The organism is Ottowia thiooxydans DSM 14619, assembly GCF_000422885.1.
GTDB classification, from domain to species: Bacteria; Pseudomonadota; Gammaproteobacteria; order Burkholderiales; family Burkholderiaceae_C; genus Ottowia; species Ottowia thiooxydans.
Genome location: NZ_KE383943.1, coordinates 89,976 through 111,436 on the forward strand (window position 1 = coordinate 89,976; position 21,461 = coordinate 111,436).

The 21,461-nt window shown below is 58.5% G+C and carries 21 protein-coding genes; 12 read left to right on the forward strand and 9 right to left on the reverse strand.

What is annotated here, in order from left to right:
* The first annotated feature begins 17 nt into the window (after positions 1-17).
* The 7 genes from urtD (at position 18) to G518_RS37610 (ending at position 6,758) form a co-directional block, all read left to right on the forward strand.
* On the forward strand, positions 18-761 hold the full coding sequence (urtD, locus tag G518_RS0129680; RefSeq protein ID WP_028605569.1) for an urea ABC transporter ATP-binding protein UrtD: 744 nt from the start codon (positions 18-20) through the stop codon (positions 759-761).
* A gap of 24 nt (positions 762-785) precedes the next feature.
* Entirely contained in the window at positions 786-1,475 is a 690-nt protein-coding gene (urtE, locus tag G518_RS0129685) for an urea ABC transporter ATP-binding subunit UrtE (RefSeq protein WP_028605570.1), read from the forward strand.
* 78 nt (positions 1,476-1,553) lie between these two features.
* Complete coding sequence (gene fmdA, locus G518_RS0129690) at positions 1,554-2,777, forward strand: formamidase (protein WP_028605571.1); 1,224 nt, start codon at positions 1,554-1,556, stop codon at positions 2,775-2,777.
* Between the two features lie 11 nt (positions 2,778-2,788).
* Positions 2,789-3,148 (forward strand): FmdB family zinc ribbon protein, encoded by a 360-nt coding sequence (locus G518_RS0129695; protein WP_028605572.1) that lies wholly within the window; start codon positions 2,789-2,791, stop codon positions 3,146-3,148.
* A gap of 179 nt (positions 3,149-3,327) precedes the next feature.
* The gene (locus G518_RS0129700; protein WP_028605573.1) at positions 3,328-4,365 is read left to right on the forward strand and encodes an aliphatic amidase; all 1,038 of its coding nucleotides are present in this window, start codon (positions 3,328-3,330) and stop codon (positions 4,363-4,365) included.
* Between the two features lie 28 nt (positions 4,366-4,393).
* The gene (locus G518_RS0129705; protein ID WP_028605574.1) at positions 4,394-5,200 is read left to right on the forward strand and encodes a CbbQ/NirQ/NorQ/GpvN family protein; all 807 of its coding nucleotides are present in this window, start codon (positions 4,394-4,396) and stop codon (positions 5,198-5,200) included.
* Positions 5,142-6,758, forward strand: coding sequence for a nitric oxide reductase activation protein NorD (locus G518_RS37610; protein ID WP_211231778.1), 1,617 nt, complete (start codon positions 5,142-5,144; stop codon positions 6,756-6,758). Before G518_RS0129705 ends, G518_RS37610 begins: the two co-directional genes overlap by 59 nt.
* A gap of 85 nt (positions 6,759-6,843) precedes the next feature.
* On the opposite strand, the gene wrbA is transcribed toward G518_RS37610, so the two are convergent.
* The 3 genes from wrbA to G518_RS0129725 form a co-directional block, all read right to left on the reverse strand.
* Positions 6,844-7,446, reverse strand: a complete 603-nt coding sequence (gene wrbA, locus G518_RS0129715; protein WP_028605575.1) for an NAD(P)H:quinone oxidoreductase — start codon at positions 7,444-7,446, stop codon at positions 6,844-6,846.
* 209 nt (positions 7,447-7,655) lie between these two features.
* On the reverse strand, positions 7,656-8,684 hold the full coding sequence (gene cydB / locus G518_RS0129720; protein WP_028605576.1) for a cytochrome d ubiquinol oxidase subunit II: 1,029 nt from the start codon (positions 8,682-8,684) through the stop codon (positions 7,656-7,658).
* Complete coding sequence (locus G518_RS0129725; protein WP_028605577.1) at positions 8,681-10,093, reverse strand: cytochrome ubiquinol oxidase subunit I; 1,413 nt, start codon at positions 10,091-10,093, stop codon at positions 8,681-8,683. Before G518_RS0129725 ends, cydB begins: the two co-directional genes overlap by 4 nt.
* Positions 10,094-10,340: 247 nt before the next feature.
* On the opposite strand from G518_RS0129725, the gene G518_RS0129730 reads away from it, so the two are divergent.
* A complete protein-coding gene (locus G518_RS0129730) occupies positions 10,341-12,578 on the forward strand; it encodes an NADP-dependent isocitrate dehydrogenase (protein WP_028605578.1) in 2,238 nt (745 codons plus the stop codon).
* Between the two features lie 210 nt (positions 12,579-12,788).
* Here G518_RS0129730 and G518_RS38930 read toward each other — a convergent pair whose 3' ends face one another.
* The 3 genes from G518_RS38930 to G518_RS0129745 are packed head-to-tail and all read right to left on the reverse strand — an operon-like array spanning position 12,789 to position 15,074.
* Complete coding sequence (locus G518_RS38930; protein ID WP_051237551.1) at positions 12,789-13,307, reverse strand: lipocalin-like domain-containing protein; 519 nt, start codon at positions 13,305-13,307, stop codon at positions 12,789-12,791.
* Positions 13,304-14,071, reverse strand: a complete 768-nt coding sequence (locus tag G518_RS0129740) for a cyclase family protein (protein WP_028605579.1) — start codon at positions 14,069-14,071, stop codon at positions 13,304-13,306. Before G518_RS0129740 ends, G518_RS38930 begins: the two co-directional genes overlap by 4 nt.
* A 28-nt stretch (positions 14,072-14,099) precedes the next feature.
* Positions 14,100-15,074 (reverse strand): Bug family tripartite tricarboxylate transporter substrate binding protein, encoded by a 975-nt coding sequence (locus G518_RS0129745; protein WP_084652396.1) that lies wholly within the window; start codon positions 15,072-15,074, stop codon positions 14,100-14,102.
* Between the two features lie 154 nt (positions 15,075-15,228).
* Between G518_RS0129745 and G518_RS0129750 the strand changes: the two genes are divergently transcribed.
* Genes G518_RS0129750 through G518_RS37620 form a run of 3 tightly spaced genes read left to right on the forward strand, consistent with a single transcriptional unit; the run spans position 15,229 to position 17,180 of the window.
* Entirely contained in the window at positions 15,229-15,924 is a 696-nt protein-coding gene (locus G518_RS0129750; RefSeq protein WP_169458028.1) for a TetR/AcrR family transcriptional regulator, read from the forward strand.
* A gap of 39 nt (positions 15,925-15,963) precedes the next feature.
* Positions 15,964-16,263, forward strand: coding sequence for a GNAT family N-acetyltransferase (locus G518_RS0129755; protein WP_028605582.1), 300 nt, complete (start codon positions 15,964-15,966; stop codon positions 16,261-16,263).
* A gap of 5 nt (positions 16,264-16,268) precedes the next feature.
* Entirely contained in the window at positions 16,269-17,180 is a 912-nt protein-coding gene (locus G518_RS37620) for a pirin family protein (protein WP_036596590.1), read from the forward strand.
* A gap of 70 nt (positions 17,181-17,250) precedes the next feature.
* Here G518_RS37620 and G518_RS0129765 read toward each other — a convergent pair whose 3' ends face one another.
* Together G518_RS0129765 and G518_RS37625 are read right to left on the reverse strand one after the other, a co-directional pair.
* Positions 17,251-18,483 carry a CaiB/BaiF CoA transferase family protein gene (locus tag G518_RS0129765; protein WP_028605583.1) on the reverse strand — a complete coding sequence of 411 codons (1,233 nt, stop codon included), beginning with the start codon at positions 18,481-18,483 and terminating at the stop codon, positions 17,251-17,253.
* A 4-nt stretch (positions 18,484-18,487) separates the two neighbouring features.
* On the reverse strand, positions 18,488-19,489 hold the full coding sequence (locus G518_RS37625; protein WP_051237552.1) for a Bug family tripartite tricarboxylate transporter substrate binding protein: 1,002 nt from the start codon (positions 19,487-19,489) through the stop codon (positions 18,488-18,490).
* Positions 19,490-19,572: 83 nt separating this feature from the next.
* Here G518_RS37625 and G518_RS37630 point away from each other — a divergent pair, with 83 nt between their 5' ends.
* On the forward strand, positions 19,573-20,532 hold the full coding sequence (locus tag G518_RS37630; RefSeq protein WP_051237553.1) for a LysR family transcriptional regulator: 960 nt from the start codon (positions 19,573-19,575) through the stop codon (positions 20,530-20,532).
* A gap of 122 nt (positions 20,533-20,654) precedes the next feature.
* Here the strand turns inward: G518_RS37630 and G518_RS0129780 are convergent, their stop codons facing one another.
* Positions 20,655-21,401: a sulfite exporter TauE/SafE family protein gene (locus tag G518_RS0129780; RefSeq protein ID WP_028605584.1), complete on the reverse strand. Its 747-nt coding sequence runs from the start codon at positions 21,399-21,401 to the stop codon at positions 20,655-20,657.
* Positions 21,402-21,461 lie beyond the last annotated feature (60 nt).

Sequence of the window (21,461 nt, forward strand, 5' to 3'; positions counted from 1 at the left end):
ACCTGAGGATTCGAAGAATGGCCAATATCGATTTCGCGTTGACGGTGGAGGATCTCACCGTTTCATTTGATGGCTTCAAGGCTATCGACGACCTCGCGCTCTACATCGACAAGAACGAGCTGCGAGTGATCATTGGCCCCAATGGCGCCGGCAAGACCACGCTTTTGGATCTGATTTGCGGCAAGACGCGTGCGAGCGCCGGCAGCATCAAGTTCAAAGATGAAGAGATCATTGGCTTGCCAGAGCATGTGCGCGTACGCCGTGGAATAGGCCGTAAGTTCCAGACGCCTTCCATCTACGAGAACCTCTCGGTTTTCCAGAACCTGGAGGTGTCCTATCCCAGTGGCCGCTCGGTATTTGGCGCGCTCGCATTCAAGTGCACCGACGAAGTGCGTTCACGCATCGAAGCCGTGGCGGCCGAAATTGGCCTTCCTGACAAGCTGGAGACGGAGGCCGGCTTGCTTTCCCACGGCCAGAAGCAATGGCTGGAAATTGGCATGTTGCTCATGCAGGAGCCTGAGCTGCTGATGCTCGATGAACCCATCGCAGGCATGAGCGCCAAAGAGCGCGATCTCACCGCCGAGCTTCTGCACCGCATCTGCAAGAACCGTTCGGTGATCGTGATCGAGCATGACATGGAGTTCGTCAAGAAGATTGCCCACAAGGTGACTGTCATGCACCAAGGAAAGATTCTTGCCGAAGGCTCCATGGAAAAGGTGCAGGCCGATCCAAAGGTCATCGATGTCTACCTGGGTCACTGAGCCCACTTGCAAGGGAGAAACGCAATGCTGAAAGTCAAAGATCTGTTCGTGGCCTATGGCCAAAGCGAGGCGTTGCATGGCATCTCGTTCGAGGCAGAAGCCAATGAAACGGTCGCCATCATGGGCCGCAATGGGATGGGCAAAACCACTCTGTTCAAGAGCCTCATGGGGGTCTTGCCCATCAAAAGTGGCCAGGTCACAGTGGCTGGGCAGGATATCTCCAAAGATCCTAGCTTTCGCCGTGTGGCCAAAGGGATTGCCTACGTGCCGCAAGGCCGAATGATTTTCCCCACCTTGACGGTGACTGAGAACATCCAGACCGGTCTGGAGAACGCCAAAGATAAATCCATCCCCGATGAGATCTACGCGCTCTTTCCGGTGCTGTGGGACATGCGTGGGCGCAAGGGAGGCAACCTTTCCGGTGGGCAGCAACAGCAGCTCGCCATCGCGCGAGCGCTGGTCACCAACCCCAAAGTGCTCTTGCTTGATGAGCCTACCGAAGGCATCCAGCCTTCCATCATCAAGGACATCGCCCGCGCGCTCAATGAAATTCGAAAAATGCGCCGGTTGACCATCGTGGTTTCTGAGCAGGTGCTTTCGTTTGCGATGGATGTGGCCGATCGCTTGTTCGTCATCGAAGGTGGGCGACTGGTGCACGAAACAGCCAGAGCAGACACCGACCAAGGGCGCATCAAGTCGTATCTCTCGGTTTGATTTTTCCAATCTCCGGGCTTTCCCAAGATGAAAAGCTTGGAGCCCTTTTCATTTCCAGCCAACCATAAGGAGCACGTCATGGCAGAAACCCTCGTCAAGGTCGATCTTTCTCAGCCTGCAACCACCAACGAAAAGGTGCACAACCGGTGGCATCCGGATATTCCCATGGCCTGCTGGGTCAATCCTGGTGACGATTTCATTCTTGAAACCTACGATTGGACGGGCGGTTTCATCAAGAACAATGACAGCGCGGATGACGTCCGTGATGTCGATCTGACCACCGTGCATTACCTTTCAGGCCCGGTGGGTGTGAAAGGCGCTGAGCCTGGTGATCTGCTGGTGGTGGAGTTGCTGGACATTGGCGCCAAGCAAGAAAGTCAGTGGGGTTTCAATGGCTTTTTCTCGCAGAAAAATGGCGGCGGCTTCCTGACTGACCATTTTCCTCTGGCGCAAAAATCCATCTGGGATTTTGAGGGAATGTTCACCAAGTCACGGCACATTCCCGGCGTGCGCTACGCTGGTTTGATCCACCCTGGTTTGATCGGCACGCTGCCTGATCCCAAGATGCTGGAAAACTGGAATACCCGTGAGCAAAAGCTCATCGACACCAACCCTGCTGGCAACCTGGCCAACCCTCCCTTCGCGGGCACCGCTCACATGGGCTCCATGAAGGGTGAAGCGCGCGACAAGGCGGCCGCCTCTGGCGCGCGCACCGTGCCTCCGCGCGAGCACGGCGGCAACTGCGACATCAAGGATTTGTCGCGTGGCTCCAAGGTGTTCTTTCCGGTCTACGTGGATGGCGCTGGCTTGTCTGTAGGCGACTTGCATTTCAGCCAAGGCGATGGCGAAATCACTTTCTGCGGCGCTATTGAGATGGCCGGATGGGTGCACATGAAGGTGCAGATCATCAAGGGCGGCATGGCGATGTACGGCATCAAAAACCCGATCTTCAAGCCCAGCATCATCACACCCGCCTACAACGACTACGTGATCTTCGAGGGCATCAGCGTCGACGAAAGTGGAAAGCAGTACTACCTCGATGTGAACGTGGCCTACAAGCAAGCGTGTCTTAACGCTATTGAGTACCTGAAGAAGTTTGGCTACTCGGGTGCACAGGCGTACTCGATTCTGGGTACGGCTCCGGTGCAGGGGCATATCAGCGGAGTGGTGGATGTGCCCAACGCTTGTGCCACGCTCTGGCTGCCAACGCAGATCTTTGACTTCGACATCAATCCCAACGCCTCGGGCCCGATCAAACACATCGATGGCAGCATCGATATGCCGATCTCTCAAGACAAGTAAAAGGAGCCGTCATGCCAACCTACGACTATGCATGTGATGACTGCGGCGAATTCGATGCAATTCGCAGGCTGGCTGATCGCAACGAGCCTTGTGAATGCCCATGGTGTGGCACTGCTTCCCGGCGTGTCATGTCGCAGGCGCCGGCTTTGGCTTGCACCACCCCGCAGCAACGCCGTGCGGTGGAGGTCAATGAACGTTCGCGGCACGCGCCGCGCTCGTCACGCGATGTGGATCCCGGGAACTACGGACGCTTGCGCCACCCAAGTGGTTGCGGCTGCTGCGGAACCAAGGCCAAAGCCAAGGCGACTCCGGCGGAGCAGCCCGCCATGAAGTCACAAGTTGGCCGTCGTCCCTGGATGATCAGCCACTAAGAAGGTGCGAACGGATCCCTCATGCCCGCCTTGACCGTCAAAAACTACCCGCTCGGCGTTGCAAATGCTCGCTAGCCCGAGCTATGTCTGCGCTTTGTGCCTTGATCGGGCGGCTTTTGACGGCCCTTTCGGGCACGCAGGATTCATTCACACCTTCTGAAATTAGGGAGCACTTCACCATGATCCACGGCGATATTTCAAGCAGTGACGACACAGTCGGTGTGGCCGTTGTCAACTACAAGATGCCGCGCTTGCACAGCAAGGCGGAAGTGCTGGCCAACGCACACAAGATTGCCGACATGCTGATTGGCATGAAGCGAGGGTTGCCGGGCATGGATCTGGTGATTTTTCCGGAGTACAGCACCCAGGGCATCATGTACGACTCGCAGGAGATGTACGACACGGCGGCCTGCATTCCCGGCGATGAAACCGAGATTTTCTCGGCGGCCTGTCGCAAGGCGAAAGTTTGGGGTGTGTTCTCTTTGACCGGGGAGCGCCATGAGGAGCATCCCAACAAGGCGCCTTACAACACGCTCATCTTGATGAACGACCAGGGCGAGATCGTGCAGAAGTATCGCAAGATCATGCCCTGGGTTCCCATCGAAGGCTGGTATCCAGGCAACTGCACTTATGTGAGCGATGGCCCCAAGGGGTTGAAGGTCAGTCTCATCATCTGCGACGATGGCAATTACCCCGAAATATGGCGCGATTGCGCCATGAAAGGAGCTGAACTCATCGTGCGCTGCCAAGGCTACATGTATCCGGCCAAGGAGCAGCAGATCCTGATCAGCAAAGCCATGGCATTTGCCAACAACACCTACGTGGCTGTGGCCAACGCAGCAGGCTTCGATGGCGTCTACAGCTACTTCGGTCATAGCGCGCTTATCGGCTTTGACGGCCGAACGCTAGGGGAATGTGGCGAGGAAGAGTATGGCGTGCAGTACGCCGCCCTATCCAAAAGCCTCATTCGTGACTTCCGCAAGAACGGGCAGAGTGAAAACCATTTGTTCAAGCTGGTGCACCGAGGCTATACCGGCATGATCAATTCGGGCGATGGCGTTCAAGGTGAAGCCAGCTGCCCATATGACTTCTATTCCAGATGGATCAATGATCCTGAAGGAACGCGTAAGTCTGTGGAGGCCTTCACGCGCAGTACCGTGGGCACGCCGGAGTGTCCCATCGAAGGCATTCCGAATCAGGCGCCGGAACATCGCTGAGGTTTTGGCCGTCGAGGAGAGGTAAGTGGTGCCCCACCCGCTTGATGAATTCAGATTGATCGATGAGCCTTACTACGCCCCCGTGGCAGGCGAGATTGAACTGTTTGAGCGCGCATGGAAGCACCGCTTGCCCTTGCTCCTGAAAGGGCCCACAGGTTGCGGAAAAACGCGTTTTCTAGAGCACATGGCGTGGCGCCTGGGCTTGCCGTTGGTCACGGTAGCCTGCAATGAAGACATGACTGCTGCTGATCTCACGGGCCGGTATTTGCTCAATTCCGGCGGTACCTTTTGGCAGGATGGGCCGCTGACCATGGCCGCGCGGCACGGAGGCATTTGTTATCTCGACGAGATCGTCGAAGCCCACGCCGACACCACCACAGCCATACATCCGCTGACCGACGCTCGCCGCATATTGCCTCTGGAGCGTCATGGCGAATTACTGCGTGCTCACCCAGATTTCCTGTTAGTGGCTTCATACAACCCCGGCTACCAGGGAAGAGGCAAAGGGCTGAAGCCCTCTACTCGGCAGCGTTTCGGGAGTTTTTCATTTGGCTATCCAGCGCCGGAGGCAGAAGCCGCGATCGTGGCGCACGAGTCCGGAGTGGCCCTGGAGGTAGCCGAGCAACTTGTGAAGCTGGCAGGACGCACGCGCGCTCTGCTGGAGGAGGGTCTCGACGAAGGCGCCTCCACACGCATGTTGATTCGTGCCGGTTACTTGATTCGCGATGGTGCAGACATCATGGATGCAGTGCGCTTGAATGTTACTCAAGCTCTTAGTGACGACCCTGAGGTGGAAGCCAGCCTGCACGCGCTGGCCCAAGCCTGTGTCGGCTGACCATCCGAAAGACCCTTTAAGAGGCGCAGCGCTGCTGTTGCATGCGCTCTCGGGTAAGGCTGGGCATGTACAAGTCTTGTCAGCCGAAGAGGGCGCTCACGCGCGCCCTGTATTGGCTGATGCCTCTTTGCTGCTGACGTCTGACCTGCCCACGGCGGGCCGCAACGCCGCAGTGGCACATGCCGCCGCGCACTGGCTGTATTCCACACCACACCAGCCCACTGCCGCGATGAAGCCCATGGGGCTGGCTGTTATCGCGAGCTTGGAGGATGCACGGGTGGAGCATCTGCTCGCCCAGCGATTTCCAGGCACACGGCATTGGTTTCTCAGTGCACTGCGCGCGTCGTCCGCCGAAGGTCTGGGGTTGGAGGCCCTGCTGGCGCGGCTCAGTCGTGCCCTGTGGGATGAGGAATGGGTGGATCCCAATCCCTGGGTGGGCCGAGCGCGTGAGCGTGTAGCTCAGGCGGCGGTTCAGTTCGGCTGGGGCGATGCGGCTGTGTATCGTCGGCTGGGAAACGTCCTGGCCAACGAACTTGGGCAGATGCGCGTGCGCATGGAGCCGAACCACACTCAGCCCATCGCCTACCGTGACGACCATAGTTGGCTTTGGCAACACGATTTGACCAGCGCGCAGGCGACGGACATCGAGACTTCACGAGCCCTGGAACGTGCAAGTTCTGACTCCGCCGATCCTGCGCCGCAACTGGCCACTCCGTCCATTTATTGGTATCCCGAGTGGGACTATCGAATCAAGCACCTGAAACCGGGTTGGGCTGCGGTGCATGAATATGCGAACGCGCCCTTGATCGTGCCCGTGGCCGGCGCGCGTAGCAAATCCTTGCTGAATGAAAACAGCCCCCGCGCTCTCAAGCGTCAGCTTGATGGCCCGGCGCTGGATCTGGATTCCTGCGTGCGTCTAAAGGTTGATGAAGCCATGGGGGCGTTACCTGATACGCGTGTGTTTGAGCGCCCGCATGCACGGCCGCAGCCCTTCGCCTTACTCATACTGCTGGACTTGTCGGCTTCCATGAGTGCCGAGCTTCCACAAGGTGGCAGTCTGCTGTCGCTGGCACGCGGCGCCAGCGTGTCTCTCCTGCGCGTGGCCCGCTCCATGGGCGGGAAGGCGGCTATTCATGGCTTTAACTCGAACACTCGACAAGCCATAAGCTACGAGTGCCTGCTGGACTTCGATACGGCCACGGACGCCACAGCCCGCTTGCACAGCGCCCAGGCCCGGCACTCTACGCGCCTGGGCAGTGCCCTGCGCCATGCCACGGGGCGTCTCGGCGCGCGGGCTGAACACCACCGCTTGCTGCTGGTACTGACCGATGGAGCCCCCAGCGATGTGGATGTGTTCGACCCCCGCTATCTGGTCGAAGATGCTCGCCATGCGGTGCTGAAGGCTCGCCGCTCGGGTATCCATACGATGTGTCTGGCTGGCGGTGACGAAGACCGCCCCGCCATTGCCCGGATCTTCGGGCATCAGGCCTACGCCATTCAAGCCTTGCACCGCATTCCGAGGCAATTGCAGGGAATGCTGCTGCGGGCTCTACAGTAGATCCCGTAGGCCCAAGGGAACAAAGAGGAACGGGTTAAGGAAACGCCCCTGCGATAAGAGGGGCGTTTTGCCTTTGAGAACGCGCTTAGGCGGGAAACAGTTTGTTGGCTGTCTCGGCGATCAATTTACCTTGGTGGCGAGCACCGTCGAGTTCAATGGCGCTAGGCTGGCGCTGGCCTTGGCCGCCAGCGATCGTGGTCGCGCCGTAGGGGCTGCCACCCACGATCTCGTCAATCGTCATCTGGCCTGCGTGGCTGTAAGGCAAGCCCACCACCACCATACCGAAGTGCATCAGATTGGTGATGATGGAAAACAGAGTCACTTCCTGACCACCGTGTTGTGTGGCGGTGGAGGTAAATGCGCCACCGACTTTGCCGTTGAGAGCTCCGCGGGCCCACAGACCACCAGCCTGATCCAGGAAGGCGGCCATCTGCGAGGGCATACGGCCAAAGCGTGTAGGTGCGCCAATCACGATGGCGTCGTAGTTCGCCAGTTCGTCAACGGTCGCTACAGGCGCTGCCTGGTCGAGCTTGAAATAGGCGGCTTTGGCTACTTCGGCTGGCACGGTTTCAGGGACGCGTTTGACATCGACTTGGGCGCCCGCAGAGCGCGCACCTTCAGCCACAGCGTTGGCCATGGTTTCAAGGTGGCCGTACGAAGAGTAATAGAGAACCAGAACTTTGGACATGGTGGCGATACTTAAGCAGGGTTGAAGGAATGAGTGCGAAGAACTCTTGTCTTCGTAGGCCTCAACCTTACCGGGAATCCACCGCGTCAAACACCCATCGCCACTCAACACACTGTTTCACAGATGGAGGTAATCGACCTCGGCCTTCGCTCCTCCTGGCTGGTCTCAGCGCGCTCTCAGGGAAAGCGCCAAAACCTTTTTAGGGATGGTCAGTGATACCCCGCATCCGCCAGCACCTTGCCCTTGAACACGCTATACGACCAGGCGGTGTAGCCCAGGATGAGCGGCAGCAGAAAGACCAGGCCCCAAAGTGCGAAAGCCTGCGATTCCGGGGGGGAAGCGGCATCCCAGATGGTGAGTTGGGGCGGCACGATTAAAGGCCACATGCCCAGCAGGAGGCCTGCAAAGCCCAGCAGAAAGAGCAACAGCGTCCAGAGAAAGGGCCTCGCGTCGTGAGACTTTCTACCTGGTGAGGGCAGGGCGTCTCGCCAGAGCATGAAAGCAGTGCCTAGGGTGAGCACTGGTACGGGAGAGAGCCAGAGGAAGTTGTCATTGGCGAACCAGCGCGACATCAGGCGGGAGTCGAGAAACGGTAGGCTGGCGCTTACCAATCCCATGAAAACCAACACGGCCAGCACCAACGGGCGCGCCATATTGCGCGCCATGCGGTGCAGGTTTCCTTCGGTCTTGAGGATCAGCCAACCAGTTCCCAGGAGCGCGTAGCCAAACACCAGCGCGGCACCGGTGAGCATGGAGAAGGGGCTGAACCAGCCGAATGCCCCGCCGTGGTACCTACCGTCAACCAAGGGCAAGCCCGTGACCAGCGCACCAAGAATGATCCCTTGCATGAACGCCGTCACGATAGAGCCCAGGCTGAAGGCCGCACCCCAGGCGCGCTTGGCAAACCCCTGGCCCTTGAAACGGAATTCAAACGCCACGCCACGGAAGATCAAAGCCAGCAGCATGACCAAGACCGGTAGATACAAGGAAGAGAGCACCACTGCATAGGCTTTTGGGAAAGCCGCCAGCAACCCAGCTCCTCCCAGCACCAACCAGGTTTCGTTGCCGTCCCAGATGGGGGCGGCCGTGTTCATCATGTGATCCAGTTGCGCCTCGTCTTCCGAAAAGGGCGCCAAAATGCCCAAACCGAGTACGAACCCGTCCAGCAATACATACATCAGCACACCAAAGCCGATGACGCCGAACCAGACCACGGGCAACCATTCGCTGGCAGTCATGGGGTACCTCTTTCGGCAATGTCAGACTCGTCAGCCGCAGAGAGCGGGCGCGCCGGCGTTTTCAGGCCCCCTTCGGGGTCTGGTGCTTTTTCATGGGGTTGAGGGCCCTTTTTCAGCAGGCGATATAGATACCAGATGCCCGCGCCGAAGACAATCGCGTAGACACTGGCATAGCTCGCGAGTGAAGTCGCCACCTGCGCTGTAGTCAGATTGGGGCTCACGGCTTCTGATGTGCGCATAAGCCCATAAACCACCCAGGGCTGGCGCCCGATCTCAGTCACATACCACCCGGATAGCAAGGCGATGAACCCGGCCGGGCTGAGCAGTCTCCAGGCGTTGAGAAGCCAGGGTGAGCTAAGGAGCCAACCACGCCACCAAGCGAAAGCTGACACGGTAACCACCAGGAGCATGAGCATTCCCAACCCCACCATGACGCGAAAGGCGTAGAAAACCGGAGCAACGGGGGGGCGGTTTTCCGCAGGAACGGCGCTGAGCGGCGGGATGGTGCCATCCAGGGTGTGAGTAAGAATCAGGCTACCGAGCCTGGGTATGGCAATTTCGTAGTCGTTGCGGGCCTCGGCTTGTCTGGGCACGGCAAACAAGATCAGCGGCACTCCTTCGCCCGGTGGGCCGTCTTCCCAGTGCGCTTCCATGGCTGCCACCTTGGTCGGCTGATGCTTGAGCGTGTTCAGCCCGTGCTGATCGCCCACCAGCACCTGAAGAGGCACCGCGATCACGCCAAATGCGACTGCCAGTTTGAGCATGCGCGCGGCCAGCTCGGGCTGTGTGCCGCGTCTCAAATGCCAGGCGCTGACCCCTCCAATGACGAAGCAGGTGGTAATAAAGGCGGCCAGCACCATATGCGCGAGCCGGTAGGGCATGGACGGGTTAAAGATGATGGCCGACCAATCGGCCGGTACGAATATCCCGCCCACTACCTCATGGCCCTGTGGCGTATGCATCCAGCTGATGGCGGCGATGATCCAGAAGGTGGAGATCAGGGTGCCAAGGGCCACCATGCAGGTACAGAAAAAGTGCACAGCAGCGGGCACCTTCTTCTGTCCAAACAGCATCACGCCCAGAAAACCTGCTTCGAGAAAGAAAGCGGTGAGCACTTCATAGCTGAGCAAAGGCCCGATCACGCTGCCAGCCCGCTCAGACAGCAAGGCCCAGTTGGTGCCAAACTGAAAGCTCATCACAATGCCGGAGACCACACCCATGCCAAAGGAGATGGCAAAAACCTTGACCCAGAATTGGTAGAGATCCATCCACGCTTGCTTGCGCGTGCGTAGCCAGCATCCTTCCAGAAACATCAACCAACTGGCGAGCCCAATGGTGAATGCCGGGAAAAGAATGTGGAAGGAAATGACAAATCCGAACTGGATTCGCGATAAAAACAGGGCGTCCATTCCTCATTCTGATCTCATTCGCTGTGATCTCCTATAAGACAAAGTGTCCGCAGCGGCGTTGGCTCGAACACCGGCCTCTTGACACTGAGCAACAGTCGTGTAATCAGGGTATGGGATGATCGATAAGTTGTGCTCGCGCGATTTGTCAAAATACGCGCTGCGACTGATGCCCGCTGGCACCCTTCAGGAGCCTGTTCCAAGGTGCTAAAAAGCGTGGCTGGCCGAAATTGATTACCGGAGAAAACACATGAGCGACAAGTCATCCACCATCGTCTACACCCTTACCGACGAAGCGCCGTTGCTGGCGACGGCGTCGTTTTTGCCCATCATCCGCACGTTTGCGGCGCCGGCTGGGATCACTGTTGAAACCAGTGACATTTCTGTGTCCGGGCGCATTCTGGGCCAATTTCCTGAATATCTGGCTGAAGAGCAGCGCGTTCCAGACAACCTTGCCGAACTGGGCAAGCGCACGCTGAAGCCAGAGACCAACATCATCAAACTGCCCAACATCAGCGCTTCTGTGGCGCAGCTGAAAAGCGCCATCAAGGAACTGCAAGAAAAGGGCTACAAGATTCCTGACTATCCGGAAAACCCAAAGGATGACAAGGAAAAAGAGATTCTCGCCCGCTACAACAAGTGCATCGGCAGTGCGGTCAACCCCGTGCTCCGCGAGGGTAATTCCGATCGCCGCGCGCCCAAGGCGGTCAAAGAATATGCACGCAAGAACCCGCACAGCATGGCCGATTGGAGCCAGGCATCGCGCAGCCATGTCTCGCACATGCACAACGGTGACTTCTATCACGGCGAAAAGTCCATGACGCTGGACCGCGCGCGTGACGTCAAGATGGAACTCATCACCAAAAGCGGCAAAACCATTGTGCTCAAGCCTAAGGTCGCGTTGAAAGACCGTGAGGTGATTGACTCCATGTTCATGAGCAAGAAGGAAATTCTGGCCTTCTATGAAAAAGAGATTGAAGACGCTCACAAGACCGGCGTGATGTTCTCATTGCACGTGAAAGCCACCATGATGAAGGTCTCGCACCCCATCGTGTTTGGCCACTGCGTGCGTATCTTCTACCGTGAAGCGTTCGAAAAACACGCCAAAGTGTTCGAAGAACTGGGCGTTAACGTCAATAACGGCATGGTTGATCTCTACAACAAGATCGCCACATTGCCTCAGAGCACGCAAGACGAAATCAAGCGTGATCTGCACGCCTGCCACGAGTACCGTCCTGAGCTGGCCATGGTGGATTCGGCCAAGGGCATCACCAACTTCCATTCTCCCAACGATGTGATCGTGGATGCCTCCATGCCTGCCATGATTCGCAATGGCGGCAAGATGTGGGGTGCTGATGGCCGGCTGAAAGACGTCAAGGCCGTGATGCCTGAGTCCACCTTTGCCCGTATTTATCAGGAGATCATCAACTTCTGTAAATGGCACGGCGCGTTCGACCCTAAAACCATGGGTACCGTGCCCAACGTGGGTCTCATGGCTCAACAGGCCGAGGAATACGGATCGCACGACAAGACGTTCGAGATTCCTGAAGACGGCGTTGCCAACATCACCGATCTGGCCACTGGTGAAGTGCTGATGAGCCAAAACGTTGAGGCCGGCGACATCTGGCGCATGTGCCAGGTCAAGGACGCCGCTATTCGCGATTGGGTGAAACTCGCGGTTTCTCGCGCGCGCAACTCGGGCATGCCCGTTGTCTTCTGGCTCGATGCCTACCGTCCGCACGAAGCGCAGCTCATCACCAAGGTCAAGATGTACCTGCATGAGCACGAAACCAACGGCCTGGATATCCAGATCATGAGCCAGGTGCGCGCCATGCGCTACACGCTGGAGCGCGTGGCTCGCGGTCTGGACACCATCAGCGCCACGGGCAACATCTTGCGGGATTACCTGACTGACCTGTTCCCCATCATGGAACTGGGCACCAGCGCCAAAATGCTCTCCATCGTGCCTTTGATGGCTGGCGGCGGCATGTACGAAACAGGTGCTGGTGGTTCCGCACCGAAGCATGTGCAACAACTGGTCGAGGAAAACCACCTGCGCTGGGATTCGCTGGGCGAGTTCTTGGCACTGGCAGTCTCCCTGGAAGACCTGGGCCTGAAAAACGGTAACTCCAAAGCCAAGCTGCTGGCCAAGACCCTGGATTCAGCCACGGGGCACTTGCTCGACAACAACAAAAACCCCAACCCACGTACTGGTCAGCTCGACAATCGTGGCAGCCAGTTCTACCTGGCCATGTACTGGGCCCAAGAGTTGGCCGGCCAGACAGAGGACGCTGAATTGGCTGCCCGCTTCAAGCCCTTGGCTAAAGCACTGGCTGACAACGAACAGACCATTGTCAAAGAGCTGGCGGATGTTCAGGGCAAGCCGGTCGACATCGGCGGGTACTACAAGCCAGATACCGCAAAGCTCGAGCAGGTCATGCGCCCCAGCGCTACCTTTAACAAGGCGTTGGAAGCTGCATCCGTCTGATTGCCGGATTCTCGGATTCCTCGCAACAAAGCCCGGAAGGTTCACGCCTTCCGGGCTTTTTTTGAGTTTCGATGGGCTTGCCGGCCAAAAGCGACAGGGCACCAAGCCGCTTGGGATGACAGTTCAGCTGCGCTGCCTTCCCTTTAACGCCAGCATCGCCCGAGCTTCATCTGGCTGACACCAGTGCCGAGCGCAGACCCACGATGGTTATCAAGCGGCGCTAGGGTTGATGGATTGGGCTTGGCCCGGGAGCAGTCCGAGCCCGATGGGTTCACGCTGCCAGACCAGTTTGATAACAGTCTCCACGCCGTTTTGCGGCTGCGGTGCGGTGAGTAGTTCCACGGTGTCGTCCTTGAGGAACACCTGGCGCCGAAGACGAGTGCCTATCCAGTTGGGATAGGTGGAAACGTCGATGTGATGGGTGATCCAGTTGCCTTCCAGGTTGTAGCTGCCGGCGTAGCCAATGCTAGCCTTGTAGGCCGCAGCGCTCTCCTGTTCACTGCCATCTTGGCGGTCCAGGCCGGACATGCGCTGGCGACCATCGTGCGTGATGAGAGCCATCATGCGCCCGTCGGCACCGTAGTGGATGATGCCGGAAGGCCGCTGGCCGTAGACCTCGAACAAGCGCTGATCTTCAGGGCCCAAGGCATACGCTTCGCGCAAAAACCAGGTGCCAAGTAGAGCGGTGGTCAGCTTTGCGCTGTCGATTGGAGTAAATGTATCGTTCATGGCAGCACCGCGACAGCCCGCACCCAGCCGGCCGAGGCCTTGTGAATCTTTACGGGAAAGCAAATGACTTGAAAGCCGCTGGGCGGCAACTGATCGAGGTTAGCTAGTTTTTCCATCTGGTAGTAGCCTTGCTCGCGACCCGCCTTGTGACCCTCCCAGATCAGGGAAGCGTCACCAGTGGCGGCATAGCGTTTAGCGGTATAGGAAAAAGGTGCGTCCCAGGACCAGGCGTCGGTGCCCACAACCCGCACGCCGCGGGCGGTGAGATAGAGCGTAGCTTCCCGGCCCATGCCACAGCCGCTGTCCAGGTAGTCGGGCTGTCCGTAGCGCGCGGCTGCGGCCGTGTTGATCAGCACGATATCCAGGGGCTGAAGCTCATGACCAATGCGGCGCAACTCGGCCTCTATATCGGCGGCGGTGGCTACATAGCCGTCAGCCAGATGGCGGAGGTCCAGCTTCACTCCAGGCCGGTGGCACCAGTCCAGAGGGACCTCATCAATGGTCGCAGCGGGTTGGCCGCCATCCATGGTGGAGGCATAGTGCCAGGGCGCGTCCATGTGCGTGCCGTTGTGGGTGGAAAGGTCGATGCGCTCCACGGCCCAGGCCTCGCCGCCCGGCAGGTCTTCGAGCCGCAGGCCAGCGAAGGGTTTGGCCAGGGCCTCAAAGGTCTCTAGGTGATGCTGGTAGCGAATACGTGGCTCGTTGCCAGGGCGGTCAACCTGCAACCCGTTTTCTATGGATACAGATAAGTCAATATGACGCATGAGTGATACTTGGTTGTTGCTGAGGCGCTTATTGCTGGGTCAAACCAATAGATTTGACTAGGCCAGGCCAGCGCTGCGTCTCTTTTCGCAGGTGATCTTGGGCTGCTTGTACAGAGCCGCCTACGGGTTCGTTCGCGATGCCGCTAAATCGGTCAACCGTGTCTGGCTGGAGCAAGATTGCATTGGCCTCGCGATTCAGGAGCGAGATCACGTCCGCAGGGGTGCCCGCTGGGGCCACCAGCATGAACCACAGCGAGAAATCGATGGGCGGCAGGCCACCCTCCTCGAAGGTCGGCACATCCGGCAGCAATTTGGTACGGCTACGGGTGGAGACAGCTAAAGGCCGTACTTTGCCCGACTTGAGGTAGGGACCAATTGTGCCGACGTTTTCGCACAGCGCTTGCACGCTGCTGCCCAGCAAATCGGTGATGGCGGGCGCGGCGCCTTTGTATGGCACATGCGTGCCCGTCACTCCAGCCGCCTTGGTGAAGAGGCCGGCGCAGATGTGATGGGGCGAGCCTTCTCCCGCATTGGCCATGGTCAGGCTGCCAGGGTGCTCGCGCATGTGACTGATGAGTTGACGCAAGTCGCCGGAAGGCGCGGAAGGACCCGCGACGAGGACTAGGGGAGCGGACGACACCATGACGATAGGCGCGAAAGCGGTCCCGGGGTCATAGGGCATCTTGGCGTACAGGCCCGGGTTCACCGCCAACGGCCCCAGGCCGGCCAGCAGCAAGGTATAGCCATCAGGCTTGGCCTTGGCTACCGCATCCGCACCGATGTTCCCATTCGCACCGGCGCGGTTGTCCACTACGAAGGACTTTCCCATGCGCTGTGAGAGCTTGTCCGCCAGCAAACGGGCAATGTTGTCAGTTCCGCCACCGGGCGGATAGGGCACGATCAAGCGAACGGGGCGTTCAGGATATTGAGCCAGAGCCGGACCGAGGAAAACCGCGAGGGCCAGTGCTGCTACGCAACGCAGCATTAGCGAAATCGATTTCATGAAGTCTCCGTAATATTATTGGGTAAAAAATTACTTAGTTAGTCAAGTGAGTAATTATTATAAAAGCCGAATCTGTCTGGATGCAAGCGCGGGTATCATGAAGATTGGCTTCGGGTACTTCATCCACTTCCCGTTAGCTCACTTCGAACATTTCATGCCCCCAAGTTCTCGCGTCAACGATGTCGTTCCATCGGCTGCTCCCAGGAAAGCGGGTCGGCCCAAGACAGCCGGCAGAGATGCCATCTTGCGAGTAGCGGCAGAGCTCTTCGCCGAACACGGCTTCGATGGTTGCTCCTTGCGAAACGTCGCTGAATCGGCGCAAGTCAACCAAGGCATGATTCATTACTTCTTCAAAACGAAAGAAGCCTTGTTCTTCGAGGCCTATATGCGCAATGGTCAGCCGATGGTCGAAGAGCGCATGAGCCTTCTCGAGGAAGAAGAATCAAAGAGTGCGGGCGAGCCGGTTCCGCTGGAGCGACTGATCGAGATCTTCCTGGCTCCGGCAGTGCGCCTGGCGTTGAGCGGACCGGATGGGCGCAACTTCATGCGCATGCAGGCTCGCTTGCAACTCGACGGCACCCCCTTTGGCAAAAAATTGCGCTCTACGCTGTACGACTCTTCATCGCATCGTTTTGTCCAGGCATTTACACGCAGTTTGCCGGAACTCGAGGCTGAGCAGGTGGTCTGGCGATTCATTTTCGTACTGGGTACATATCAGTACGTGCTCGCGGATACGGGCCGGCTTGAAGTACTCTCCGACGGAGTCAGCAACGGCCGGCAGTTCGACAAAGCGTTGCGCGAAATGATTCTTTTTCTGGCTGCTGGGATGAGAGCCGGACAAACCGTTTGAGCGGGTAATATTTCCCTATCGCTGTCACCAAGAGAACGCATGACTACTGAACTTCCTCCTGTTGTCCTAAACGAAGCCGAGAGCCGATTCGAGCTGGTGGTGGACGGCCACACAGCTGTCGAAGTGTTCGAGCGCTTTCCCGGTGGCATTGCCTACCTGCATACCATCGTGCCCAAGGCTCTGGGTGGGCGTGGGGTCGGTAGCGCGCTGGTGAAGTATGTCCTCGACTACGCGGTGAGCAATCACCTGAAGGTGCGTCCTGATTGCTCGTTTGTGAAGGCCTACATAGATAAGCATCCCGAATATCAAGCCATTTCCCTGGCACATGGCGCAAGGTGATAAACATGACTTCATTTGTACCTGCCCAGCGTTACGCCAGCCGCATCTCCGTCGTGGGTGAAGACACACCCGTCGCGCGGGCCTTGCCCTACCGGGAACGGCGTACCGTTGGGGCTTGGTGCTTTCTCGACCATGCCGGCCCACAGCAGTTTGCTCCGGGCAAAGGCATGCATGTGGGTGCGCACCCGCACATTGGGTTGCAAACTTTCACTTGGCTGATTGAAGGCGAGGTGGTGCACCGTGACTCGCTGGGCAATGAGCAAGTCATTCGCCCTGGCCAGGTCAACCTGATGACGGCGGGGAGAGGCATCTCCCACACCGAAGACTCCCTGCACGATGGCACCCAGCTGCACGCTGCCCAGTTGTGGATCGCTCTGCCGCAAGGGGAGCACGAACGCGAACCGGCGTTTGAGAATTACCCCGATTTACCCGCCCTTGATGTGGGCGGATTTCGCGCCACTGTGCTGGCGGGCACCGCTTGGAACAAGACGTCACCGGCCAGCATTCATACGCCCTTGGTAGGTATCGATTTCGCAGCCAGCGGTGCGGCGCAGACCGAAGTGCCTTTGCGAGCTGATTTTGAGTATGCGGCCATGGCTCTGCGCGGTACGCTCTCGGTGGGGGGCGAACCGATCAAGCCCGGCGAATGGCTTTACTTTGCCCCCGGTCGCTCCACGTTGGAAGTGTCTTGTGGCGCCGACGCTCAACTGCTATTGCTGGGCGGCGTGCCTTTTGGTGAAGACATCATCCTTTGGTGGAATTTCGTGGCGCGAACCCAGGCAGAACTGGAGCAGGCGCTGGCTGACTGGAATGCCCACCCGAATACCGGTGGTCGCTTTGGCCGCGTGCGCGAGGGATGCTTGGCTGCGCCCTTGAGTGCGCCTAGCCTGGATGGGGTTCAACTCAAGGTCGGTTGAGACCGTCCTCAAGTCCTATCCGAGGTCGCGCAAACGGCCTGTGGTTTGAACAATGGAGGTCAGCTGTGAATCAAATGATGCCATCACGTCGCAGGGCATTTATCTCTTCGCCGTTCAGTCCCAATGCGTGTAGCGTCTCACCTGTGTGCTCGCCCAGCCGTGGCGGAGCGAAGGCCGGGCCCACGGGCTGACTATTCCACAGGAAGCCCAACCCCGGGACGTGGAGCTCTACTCCCGAGCTAGGGTCTCGAATTTTCTGCACAACTCCTCGTTTCTGCACCTGGGGCTCCGCTAATGCTTCCGATACGGTGCGCACCCGAGTCGCCGGTACGCGGGCCTCAGCTAGAAGGGTTTCCCACTCTCGCGCTGGACGTTTGAGCAAGGCTGTAGTCAGGGCACTACGGAACGCTCCCGCGTGCTGCACGCGTGCGGCTTCGGTAGCAAAACGCACCTCATTGAGCAGATGGGAGAGTCCAAGGACCTCGCATAGACGTGCGGTTTGGGCTTCCTGGTTACCTGTCATGGACAAAAGACCATCCGCCGTTTCGAAGATGCCGGACGCGGAGGCACCGCTGGCAGCGGTGTTACCCGTGGCTTGAGGCTCAGCACCAGTGTTGAGGATGGCCGACAAGGTCGATGCCATGGCCACCAACCCCGTGTCGAGCATTGCTATATCCACCATCTGCGCTTGGCCGGTGCGGTCTCGCTCCCGTAGTGCAGCCAGTACTGCGAATGCACCGTAGATGCCTGTAAGGTAGTCGAATAAAGGCGGGCCTATACGGTTGGGCGCGGTCTCGGGAGTGCCGGTAAGCATAGTGATACCAGAAGCCGCCTGTACTACGTGGTCGTAAGCTGGACGCGGTGCCATGGGGCCAGTCTGGCCCCAGCCCGACATCGCGCAATAGACGATGTTCGGCCGGCGGCTACGCGCAGCCTCATAACCGATGCCCAGGCGGTCCGCCACGCCACCCGCGAAATTCTCCACCACCACGTCTGCCTGTGCTATTAGCTGCAGTGCTAACTCCCGGCCGCGCTCACTCCGCAGGTTCAACGTGATCGAGCGTTTCGCTGCATTCTGGGCCACGAACTGGGCTGAAAACTCGGGCACGTCGGGTAGCACCTTGCCGCTGCGAGCCCAGTCGCCACCGTCGGGTCGTTCCAATTTTGTGACCTCCGCACCCAGCAGTGCCAGCTGGTAGCTGCAGTAAGGGCCTGCGAGCACGGTGGTGAAGTCGACGACGCGCACGCCCAGAAGGGGTTTCGGCGTGGCCTGCGTCACCATCGTCATTTCGTTCAACGCCATGACGTCAGTCCACCTTGAGATTCAGAGTTCTTGCGAGCTTGCCCAGGCGCACATAGTCCTTGGCAATGGTTTGGGCGAATGCTGCGGAGCCTTCGGCGGAGATGCTTAACCCCACGCCACCGAATTTTTCCTTGACGTCGGGCATCACAAGTATTTCTGTCACGTCGCGAGCGATACGGGACACGATGGCCGGTGGTGTTCCCAAGGGCGCAAATATGCCCAACCAGGGCACGACGGGGGTCAAGCCGGGTACTACCTCAGACAAGGTAGGGACATCTGGTAGCTGCGGCAAGCGTTTGGAGTTATTGGTCGCTATTGGCACGACTCTTTTGGCCTGAATCTGCCGCATCAGCACGGAAATGGAATCGCTCTGCAATTGGATACGGCCGCCTAGTACGTCATTCAGCACAGTGGCAGCAGCCTTGTAGGGCACGTGTTGAGCGATCAACCCTGTCTCCTGCTTGATGAGTTCCATGTTGAGGTGAGGCACTGTGCCATTTCCTGCAGTCCCATAACTCAATGCCGTAGGATTAGCCTTGCTGTAGGCCACTAATTGAGGGAAGTTGCTGATGGCTAGCCCTGGTGTTGCCACCATGATCGAGGTGGTCGAAGCAACATTGATGATTGGGATGAAATCCTTTTGAACGTCATAGCCTACGTTCTGGTAAACGTGGGGGTTGATGACCATGGCCGCCATGGCGGAGACTAGAAGCGTGTAGCCGTCGGCGGGCGCGCGCGCCGCTAATTGCGCCCCTACGCTGCCACCTTGCCCAGGCTTGTTGTCCACAGTGACAGGGTGCCCCCATTTCGCTGCCAGCTTGTCAGCGACCATGCGCGCCATCAAGTCGGTGACGTTGCCCGCAGCGTAACTTACGATCATGCGAACCGGTTTGTTGGGATAAACAAGCTCCTGCGCCCGGACATGCTGAGTGGCAACGGAGGCGAGAGCTAGGACAAGCATCACTCGAGGAAGCTTGTGAGGGTGGGATCGGTGAAAGCGTGGCATGGGTGTCTCCTTTGCACTGAATTTTGGGACTCGAAGACATATGCGTAAACTATTCATTTCGAATCACCTCATTCATTATTCCGATGACTGATCAGACCATTTTTCCTTACGATGTGGCGTCACTCCAAGGCCTAGCACGCCTGGATCGGTTGAGAATTCGACATCTACGCCTGCTGCAACTTGTGGCGGAATCTGGCTCGCTCACCGCTGCCGCGAACTTGTTGCATATCAGCCAACCCAGCACCACCAAGATGTTGCAAGAGTTGGAATATGCGTTCGGCGCTACCTTAGTGGACCGCAACGCCCGGGGAGGCGCGCTATCGAGGGCGGGCGTCTTCGCACTGGAACGCCTTCGTATTGCCTTGGGTGCGCTAGACGCGATCACCCGGGCGAGTAAAGATGCTCCGCAACTTCCACTGGTGCGTATCGGCATGCTCCCTTTGGCCGGTGTGACGCTAATCCCGGCGTTGGTTGCTCGCCTGTCTCAACAGGCTGAGTGGCCTCGGTTGCAGATCCGAGAGGGGGCAGTAAGCAGCGTGCTGGCGATGCTTCGCACCGGAGATGTCGATTGCGTGATCGGTCGTGTAGGGGATGTGCATGCCACCGACATGGCACGTATGGAGGTGCTCCCGCTGTCTGACGAACCCTTCGAGGCCGCGTGCGGTGTTCGCAACCCATTGGCTCGCCGCCGTCGGCTGACATTGCAGCAATTGGCACAGGAGCGCTGGGCTGTGACAGGTCGTGGCACGCATGCGCGCAAGATTTTTGACAGCGCTTTCGTTAGTCAGGGCTTAGTACCTCCGGCACCCGCCATAGAGTCACCAGCCTTCCACACTAATCTGGCGACGGTTGCCAGCAGCGACTTACTCGCTTTCGCACCACGTACGGCCGTGCAGACGTATGTGCAGTATGGCCGAGTGCGTGCATTGTCGTTGGCGAAGCCGTTCCAGGCCGACTATCTTGTGTTCATCACACTGCGCGAGGTGCAACCGCTCCCCGCTTTGTTGATGGTGCGCAATACTTTGCAAATGATCGCAGCCTGAGAAGAAAACTCGAGCGTGTTGGGGAGAGTTGGTGCGCCCACGATGTTCACTGGGGCGGCGAGCACGCTTGTACCGGGCATGATTGCGTTCGAGCATCTGGCGCTTGGCTTCCCTGACGAAGATCAGCTGAATGGTCGCCATGCCAGCTCTATTCCCAGCAAGATGAGGAATGCGAGGAAGCATTGCTTAAAGCGCTTGGGGCTGATCCGGGCGCGGACCTTCTGCCCCAGCCACATTCCCATCAATGCCGGAACGATGGCCAGCACGGAAAGCCCCCATTGATCCAAGCGAAATGCGCCATGCGCCATGAGCCCGATGGCCAGAGCCACGGTGGAAATGGTGAAGGAGAGGCCCAGAGCCTGCACCAGCTCATCCTTGTTCAGCCCCAAAGCCTGTAAATAGGGTACGGCCGGCATTGCGAACACGCCGGTGCCACCGGCGATCACTCCGGTAGCAAGACCAACGATAGGTGACAGGCAACGCTCAACGCGCTGCGGAACGAAGAACTCCGGTGCGATCAGCGCATACCCAGCGTAGGCGATGAGCATGATGCCCAGCGCCATTCTGGACAAAGCAGGGTCGACCCGCACCAGCAGTGCCGCGCCGCCGACTGTGCCCACCACGATGCACAGCATCATCGGCCACAGGCGCCTTAGTAACTTGCCCTTGGCGGGGCCAGCCAGAAGTTGCCACACGTTAGTAACGAAGGAGGGCATGACCAGCATGGCTGCGGCGACGGCCGGCGGCATGCCCGTACCTAGCAAGCCCATGGCAACGGTTGGCAAGCCCATGCCAGTCACGCCTTTGACCAAACCTGCGGCCAGGAAAGTCAGAATAAAAAGCGTCAGGGGCATTGAAAATTCACTCATGCCTGCATTGGAACCGCACGCGCGTTTTCACACAATGCGGCATTTTCACTCTATCCTTCG

Coding starts and splice junctions, on each gene's coding strand:
- urtE (WP_028605570.1), top strand. CDS start 786: ATGCTGAAAGTCAAAGATCTGTTCGTGGCCTATGGCCAAAGCGAGGCG.
- G518_RS0129755 (WP_028605582.1), top strand. CDS start 15,964: ATGACTACTGAACTTCCTCCTGTTGTCCTAAACGAAGCCGAGAGCCGA.
- G518_RS0129730 (WP_028605578.1), top strand. CDS start 10,341: ATGAGCGACAAGTCATCCACCATCGTCTACACCCTTACCGACGAAGCG.
- wrbA (WP_028605575.1), bottom strand. CDS start 7,446: ATGTCCAAAGTTCTGGTTCTCTATTACTCTTCGTACGGCCACCTTGAA.
- G518_RS0129740 (WP_028605579.1), bottom strand. CDS start 14,071: ATGCGTCATATTGACTTATCTGTATCCATAGAAAACGGGTTGCAGGTT.
- fmdA (WP_028605571.1), top strand. CDS start 1,554: ATGGCAGAAACCCTCGTCAAGGTCGATCTTTCTCAGCCTGCAACCACC.
- G518_RS38930 (WP_051237551.1), bottom strand. CDS start 13,307: ATGAACGATACATTTACTCCAATCGACAGCGCAAAGCTGACCACCGCT.
- G518_RS0129725 (WP_028605577.1), bottom strand. CDS start 10,093: ATGGACGCCCTGTTTTTATCGCGAATCCAGTTCGGATTTGTCATTTCC.
- G518_RS0129780 (WP_028605584.1), bottom strand. CDS start 21,401: ATGAGTGAATTTTCAATGCCCCTGACGCTTTTTATTCTGACTTTCCTG.
- G518_RS37630 (WP_051237553.1), top strand. CDS start 19,573: ATGACTGATCAGACCATTTTTCCTTACGATGTGGCGTCACTCCAAGGC.
- cydB (WP_028605576.1), bottom strand. CDS start 8,684: ATGACTGCCAGCGAATGGTTGCCCGTGGTCTGGTTCGGCGTCATCGGC.
- G518_RS0129750 (WP_169458028.1), top strand. CDS start 15,229: ATGCCCCCAAGTTCTCGCGTCAACGATGTCGTTCCATCGGCTGCTCCC.
- urtD (WP_028605569.1), top strand. CDS start 18: ATGGCCAATATCGATTTCGCGTTGACGGTGGAGGATCTCACCGTTTCA.
- G518_RS0129745 (WP_084652396.1), bottom strand. CDS start 15,074: ATGAAATCGATTTCGCTAATGCTGCGTTGCGTAGCAGCACTGGCCCTC.
- G518_RS37625 (WP_051237552.1), bottom strand. CDS start 19,489: ATGCCACGCTTTCACCGATCCCACCCTCACAAGCTTCCTCGAGTGATG.
- G518_RS0129695 (WP_028605572.1), top strand. CDS start 2,789: ATGCCAACCTACGACTATGCATGTGATGACTGCGGCGAATTCGATGCA.
- G518_RS37620 (WP_036596590.1), top strand. CDS start 16,269: ATGACTTCATTTGTACCTGCCCAGCGTTACGCCAGCCGCATCTCCGTC.
- G518_RS0129700 (WP_028605573.1), top strand. CDS start 3,328: ATGATCCACGGCGATATTTCAAGCAGTGACGACACAGTCGGTGTGGCC.
- G518_RS0129765 (WP_028605583.1), bottom strand. CDS start 18,483: ATGGCGTTGAACGAAATGACGATGGTGACGCAGGCCACGCCGAAACCC.